This is a genomic window from Roseateles sp. P5_E11, assembly GCF_054049355.1.
The window spans coordinates 1-5,075 of sequence record NZ_JBFUMO010000434.1; the positions used below are offsets into that span (position 1 = coordinate 1).

Genomic DNA, 5,075 nt, shown 5'->3' on the forward strand with positions numbered 1-5,075 from the left:
ACAACCCTTCGGGAGAGGGTCTGCGCGGGCGCATGCCGTTGTTGCACGCCTTGCCCGGGCGAGAAGCCCGGGCTTCGGCGTGGCGTCTAGCCCTGCACCCGCGCARACCCTCTCGCACCGATCCCCGCAGTGCCAACAGGCCCTAGCCATGGCCTACACGCACACCCTCGGCGGCGAGCGCTACAGCTTCGCGGACCTGCGCACCCTGCTCGCCCGCGCCAGCCCGCGGCGCTCGGGGGACGAGCTGGCCGGCGTGGCCGCGGCGACGGCGCGCGAGCGGGTGGCTGCGCAGCAGGCGCTGGCCGACCTGCCGCTGACGACTTTCCTGAACGAAGCCGTCGTGCCCTACGAGAGCGACGAGGTCACGCGGCTGATCGTCGACACGCATGACGCGGCCGCCTTCGCGCCGATCTCGCATTTGACGGTGGGCGGTTTGCGCGACGCGCTGCTGGCCGATGCCGTCGACCCGGCGCAGATCGCCCCGGGCCTGACACCCGAGATGGCCGCCGCCGTCAGCAAGCTCTGCCGCGTGCAGGACCTGATGCTGATCGCGCGCCGCTGCGAGGTGGTGACGCAGTTCCGCAGCACCATTGGCCTGAGCGGCCGCCTGGCCACGCGGCTGCAGCCCAACCACCCGACCGACGACGAGGCCGGCATCGCCGCCAGCCTGCTCGACGGCCTGCTGATGGGCGCGGGCGACGCGGTCATCGGCATCAACCCCGCGACGGACAACCTGCCGCAGGTGATGCGCCTGTTGCAGATGCTGGACGCCGTCATCACCCACCACGAAATCCCGACGCAGAGCTGCGTGCTGACGCATGTGACGACGACGCTCGAGGCGATGGCGCGCGGCGCGCCGGTGGACCTGGTGTTCCAGTCCATCGCCGGCACCGAGGGCGCCAACCGCGGCTTCGGCATCACGCTGGCGTTGCTGGAAGAAGCCCGGCAGGCGGCGCTGGCGCTCAAGCGCGGCGGCCGTCACGTGATGTACTTCGAGACCGGCCAGGGCAGCGCGCTGTCCAGCGGCGCCCACCATGGTTGCGACCAGCAGACGCTGGAGTGCCGCGCCTACGCCGTCGCGCGGCGCTTCGAGCCGCTGCTGGTCAACAGCGTGGTCGGCTTCATCGGCCCGGAGTATCTGTTCGACGGCAAGCAGATCCTGCGCGCCGGCCTGGAAGACCACTGCTGCGGCAAGCTGCTGGGCCTGCCCATGGGCGTCGACGTCTGCTTCACCAATCATGCCGAGGCCGATGTCGATGATGTCGACAGCCTGCTCACGCTGCTGTGCGCTGCTGGCTGCAACTACATCATGGGCGTGCCGGGTTCGGACGACATCATGCTGGGCTACCAGAGCACGAGCTTTCATGATGCGCTGGCGATGCGCCGCCTGCTGGGCCTGCGCCCGGCGCCGGAGTTCGAGGCCTGGTTGCAGCGCATGGGCATCTTCGAGGCCGGTGACGTGCCGCGGCTGGCGGCTGGGCTGCCAGCGCGTTTTGCGGCCTTGCTGGAGCAGACGTGAGCGCCGTGCCGGGCCGCCCCAAGCAAGCTCGCTCCCGCTTGGCGGGACAGGCCGAAGGCCGAAGGGTGCACCAGTGAGCGTCATTGAGCAACCCTGGGCCCGCCTGCGCCGCTACACGGCCGCGCGCATCGGCCTGGGCCGCGCCGGCATCAGCGTGCCGACCACGGCCCACCTCGCCTTTCAGCAGGCGCATGCCGAGGCGCGCGATGCGGTGCATGCGCCGCTGGACGCTCAGGCGCTGCTGGCCGGGCTGCGCGCTTTGGGCGAGGCGCCGCTGCGCGTGCAAAGCCGCGCGATGGACCGGGCGAGCTATCTGCAGCGGCCCGACCTCGGCCGGCGGCTCGATGAGAACGATGTCCAGATGCTGCAGGATTTGAACGCACCGGCAAGCGACCTCGCCTTCGTGCTGGCGGACGGCTTGTCGGCGCTGGCCCTGCAGCGCCAGGCCCCGCCGCTCTTCACGGCACTGCGCGAGCAGCTGTTGGGGGAAGGTAACTGGACCTGGGCGCCGCCGGTCGTCGCGACGCAGGCTCGCGTGGCTCTTGGTGACGAGATCGGCGCGCTACTGAACGCGCGCTGTGTCGTGGTGCTGATCGGCGAGCGGCCGGGGCTGTCCGCGCCGGACAGCCTGGGCGTTTATTTCAGCTGGGCACCGCACCTCGGGCTGGCGGATGCCGAGCGCAACTGCATCTCCAACGTGCGCCCCGAAGGATTGCCACCGCCAGCGGCCGCGGCCAAGCTGCACGCGCTGCTACGCCTTGCGCGATCACGGCAAGTGAGCGGTATTGGGCTCAAGGATGAAGAGGATGAACGCGGCCTGCCGCACGCGGCGACGGCGGCACCGCTGATGCGCCTGTTGGGCGGTTAGCGACCCGGCCTGGGCGTCATCGTGTCGATGCCCGCGCCGGGGTCTTCCTCACCAGCCACGGAATCATCGAAAGCGCCGTTCTTCACGTCGCGTGCGGGCCGCTGCTTGGCGGTGGGTCGTTCGATGTCGACAGGTGCCGGGGCGGCAGCGACGGGCTCCGGCGGAATGGGAGGTGTGCGGGTCGGGTCAGGCATGGGGGCCTCCGGAGCTCAATGAAAAAGGGGCRGTAGTGCCGCCCCTTCGATCAGCAAGCGGCAAGGGCTTGCTTACATCCACCAGGTCGAGCCGTAGTAGTCATAGACCTTGCGGCCGTACTCGTCGTTGTAGGTGGGCGTTTCGTCGCTGGGGTAGCGCGGTGCGCGCTCCAGCTGCGCCTTGTCGACGTTGACGACATAGCCGTCCTTGCTGGTGTCGTACTTCAGCTGATCCCAGGGCAGGGGGTAGCGGTCGGTGCCCATGCCAAGGAAGCCGCCAAACTCCAGCGCCGCGTAGCGCACCTGGCCGGACTTCTTGTCGATGACAAGGTCGTCGATGGAGCCGAGCTTGTCGCCGCTGGGGCTGTAGACCTTGGTACCTTCGACCTTGGAGGAAGAAATGGTGGGAGTGACGCTGGCCATGATGGAACTCCTGGAAAGTTGAACACGGGTCACGGGGCAGGCTTTAACCCGCTCCGCCAGGTGCTGTGCACCATGTGTTGAATATGCTTGTTATGGCGGGGCCTGACAGTCGGGCTAGGCGCCCAGCCCGTGTAGGAACCGGCCGACCGGCGGCGTCCACACAGATCTGCCCTGAGCGGGACCCATGCCTGGCGTCACTCGGCCGCGATGGCCTCGATCTCCAGCAGCCAGTCGCTGTCGTAGATGCCGGCGATCAGCACCGTCAGCGCCGGGCTGCGCGTGCCCAGCACTTCGCGGCGGATGGCGGAGTTCTCCAGGGCGTGTTTGCGGTCGCCGAGATAGGTCGTGACCTTGACCAGGTGGTCCAGCGTCATGCCGGCCGCGCGCAGCTGGGCGTCGATGTGGGCCCAGACGAGGCGGCATTGCGCGGCGAAGTCCTTGGGCACGGCGCCCGCCTTGTCGACAGGGATCTGGCCGCTGATGAAGAGCAGGCGCGACGGCGCCCGCAGTTCCAGGGCCTGGGCATAGCCGCCCGACGGGGCGGGCGCTTCAGCGGCATTGATGGCGCGGGTCTTGGCCATGGCGGCTCCTGCGGTGGTGGTCGTTGTCGCCAGGCCCAGGGCCAGCGTGCGGCGGGTGATATTCATGGCTTGCTCCCGGGGCAGGCCGGCGGCCAGGAGGGGTCGGCGCCGGCTTGCAGGTCGATGACGAAGAACTCGCCCGAGCGCTTGCCGTCGGCCTGGGCAAACAGCAGCCGGTCGGCCTTGGGCGACAGCAGCGGGCCGACCTGGAAGACATCATCGCGCGCCGGCACCCCGCCCAGGGGCCGCCAGCCGTCGCCGCTGCGCGCGAAGCGGTAGAGATGGGAGCGGCCCTCGCGGTCGGACACGACGACGGCCTGGCTGCCATCGCGCGACAGCTCCACCTCGTAGTCGTTGCTCGGCGTGTTCAGCGGCGCTCCCAGGTTGGCGACACGCCAGCCGCCGTCGGCCTGGGGCGTGGCCACGTAGACGTCATTGCCGCCCAGGCCGCCAGGCCGCTCGGAGCCGAAGAAGAGGCGGCCATCGGGCAGGCGGCGCGGCAGCAGCTCGGACTGCGCCGAGTTGATGGGTTCGGGCAGGCGGCGGGGCGCGCCCCAGCCGCCGCGGCCGTCGCTGTCGGCGACCCAGATGTCCAGGTCGTCGCCCTGCTTGCCCGGGAAGGGCCGGTTGGACACGAACCAGAGCTGGCGGCCGTCGGCCGTGATGAAGGGGTCGGCCTCGCTGGCAGGCAGCGGCGCCGCGATGCCCAGGGGCACGGCCTCGCTCCAGCCCCGCGGGCCGCAGCTCGACTGCATGAGGCGGTAGGCCGAGAACTGCGGGTTGGCGCGCATGAAGATCATCGTGCGGCCGTCGGGGGCGAAGCTCGGCGAGGACTCGTACTGGTCGGTCGAGACGCGCTCGGGCGTCCATCGCGAGGGGGCGCTTGCGGCGGTGGCGGCAATGGCGAGGGCCAGCAGGACCTTCATGGCGGTCTTTCGATGTCAGGTCGGTGGCAGTGTTGCGCCCACAAGCCCGGCCTGACCTTTCGCATCGCGGATTCCGGGGACGAGGGCCTGCTAACACTACGGCAATGGGTCGCGTTGAGGCCAGAAAGGCCGCGAGCAAGGCGCAAAGCGGAGCCGGGTTGGCCACCCGGCGAGCACTTGCAACGCCGCGCGCGGCCTTTCTGGCCTCAACCCTTCGGGAAGGCCCGTCGCCAGGGGCCACTCGGCGTTGCACCGCTTGCCCGCACATCAGTGCGGGCGGCGTGCTGCGCCTTGATTGGCTCCTGGCAGCGAGCCTTCGCGACCCATTGCCGTAGCGTTAACAGGCCCTGGTCGGCGCAGACCTACAACCGGACGGTCCGGCCGCCGACGGCGCGGCCGCAGCGGGTCGCCCATAGTGTCGGGGTCACATTGGCCCGATTCCGAAATGCCGCCCCGACAGAGATTTCAGCAATTGACCGCGGCCGTCTTGGTCGCCGTGGCTGGCCTRACCGCCTGCCGCAAGGAAGTGCCGCCACCGCCCAAACCCGATGAGGTGCCCAGGCC

Annotated in this window: 6 protein-coding genes; 2 read left to right on the forward strand and 4 right to left on the reverse strand. The window is 69.9% G+C overall.

What is annotated here, in order from left to right:
* Positions 1-148: 148 nt before the first annotated feature.
* Positions 149-1,519 (forward strand): ethanolamine ammonia-lyase subunit EutB, encoded by a 1,371-nt coding sequence (locus ACXJKR_RS23890; RefSeq protein WP_457324931.1) that lies wholly within the window; start codon positions 149-151, stop codon positions 1,517-1,519.
* A 73-nt stretch (positions 1,520-1,592) separates the two neighbouring features.
* Positions 1,593-2,387 carry an ethanolamine ammonia-lyase subunit EutC gene (gene eutC, locus ACXJKR_RS23895; protein WP_457324932.1) on the forward strand — a complete coding sequence of 265 codons (795 nt, stop codon included), beginning with the start codon at positions 1,593-1,595 and terminating at the stop codon, positions 2,385-2,387.
* Here eutC and ACXJKR_RS23900 read toward each other — a convergent pair.
* From ACXJKR_RS23900 to ACXJKR_RS23915, 4 genes are all read right to left on the reverse strand, one after another.
* Positions 2,384-2,581 carry a hypothetical protein gene (locus ACXJKR_RS23900; protein ID WP_457324933.1) on the reverse strand — a complete coding sequence of 66 codons (198 nt, stop codon included), beginning with the start codon at positions 2,579-2,581 and terminating at the stop codon, positions 2,384-2,386. The genes eutC and ACXJKR_RS23900 overlap by 4 nt on opposite strands.
* A 72-nt stretch (positions 2,582-2,653) precedes the next feature.
* Entirely contained in the window at positions 2,654-3,004 is a 351-nt protein-coding gene (locus ACXJKR_RS23905) for a PRC-barrel domain-containing protein (RefSeq protein ID WP_056191319.1), read from the reverse strand.
* A gap of 194 nt (positions 3,005-3,198) precedes the next feature.
* A complete protein-coding gene (locus ACXJKR_RS23910; RefSeq protein WP_457324934.1) occupies positions 3,199-3,651 on the reverse strand; it encodes a RidA family protein in 453 nt (150 codons plus the stop codon).
* On the reverse strand, positions 3,648-4,511 hold the full coding sequence (locus ACXJKR_RS23915) for a TolB family protein (protein WP_457324935.1): 864 nt from the start codon (positions 4,509-4,511) through the stop codon (positions 3,648-3,650). The genes ACXJKR_RS23910 and ACXJKR_RS23915 overlap by 4 nt, the downstream gene beginning before the upstream one ends.
* Between the last annotated feature and the right edge of the window lie 564 nt (positions 4,512-5,075).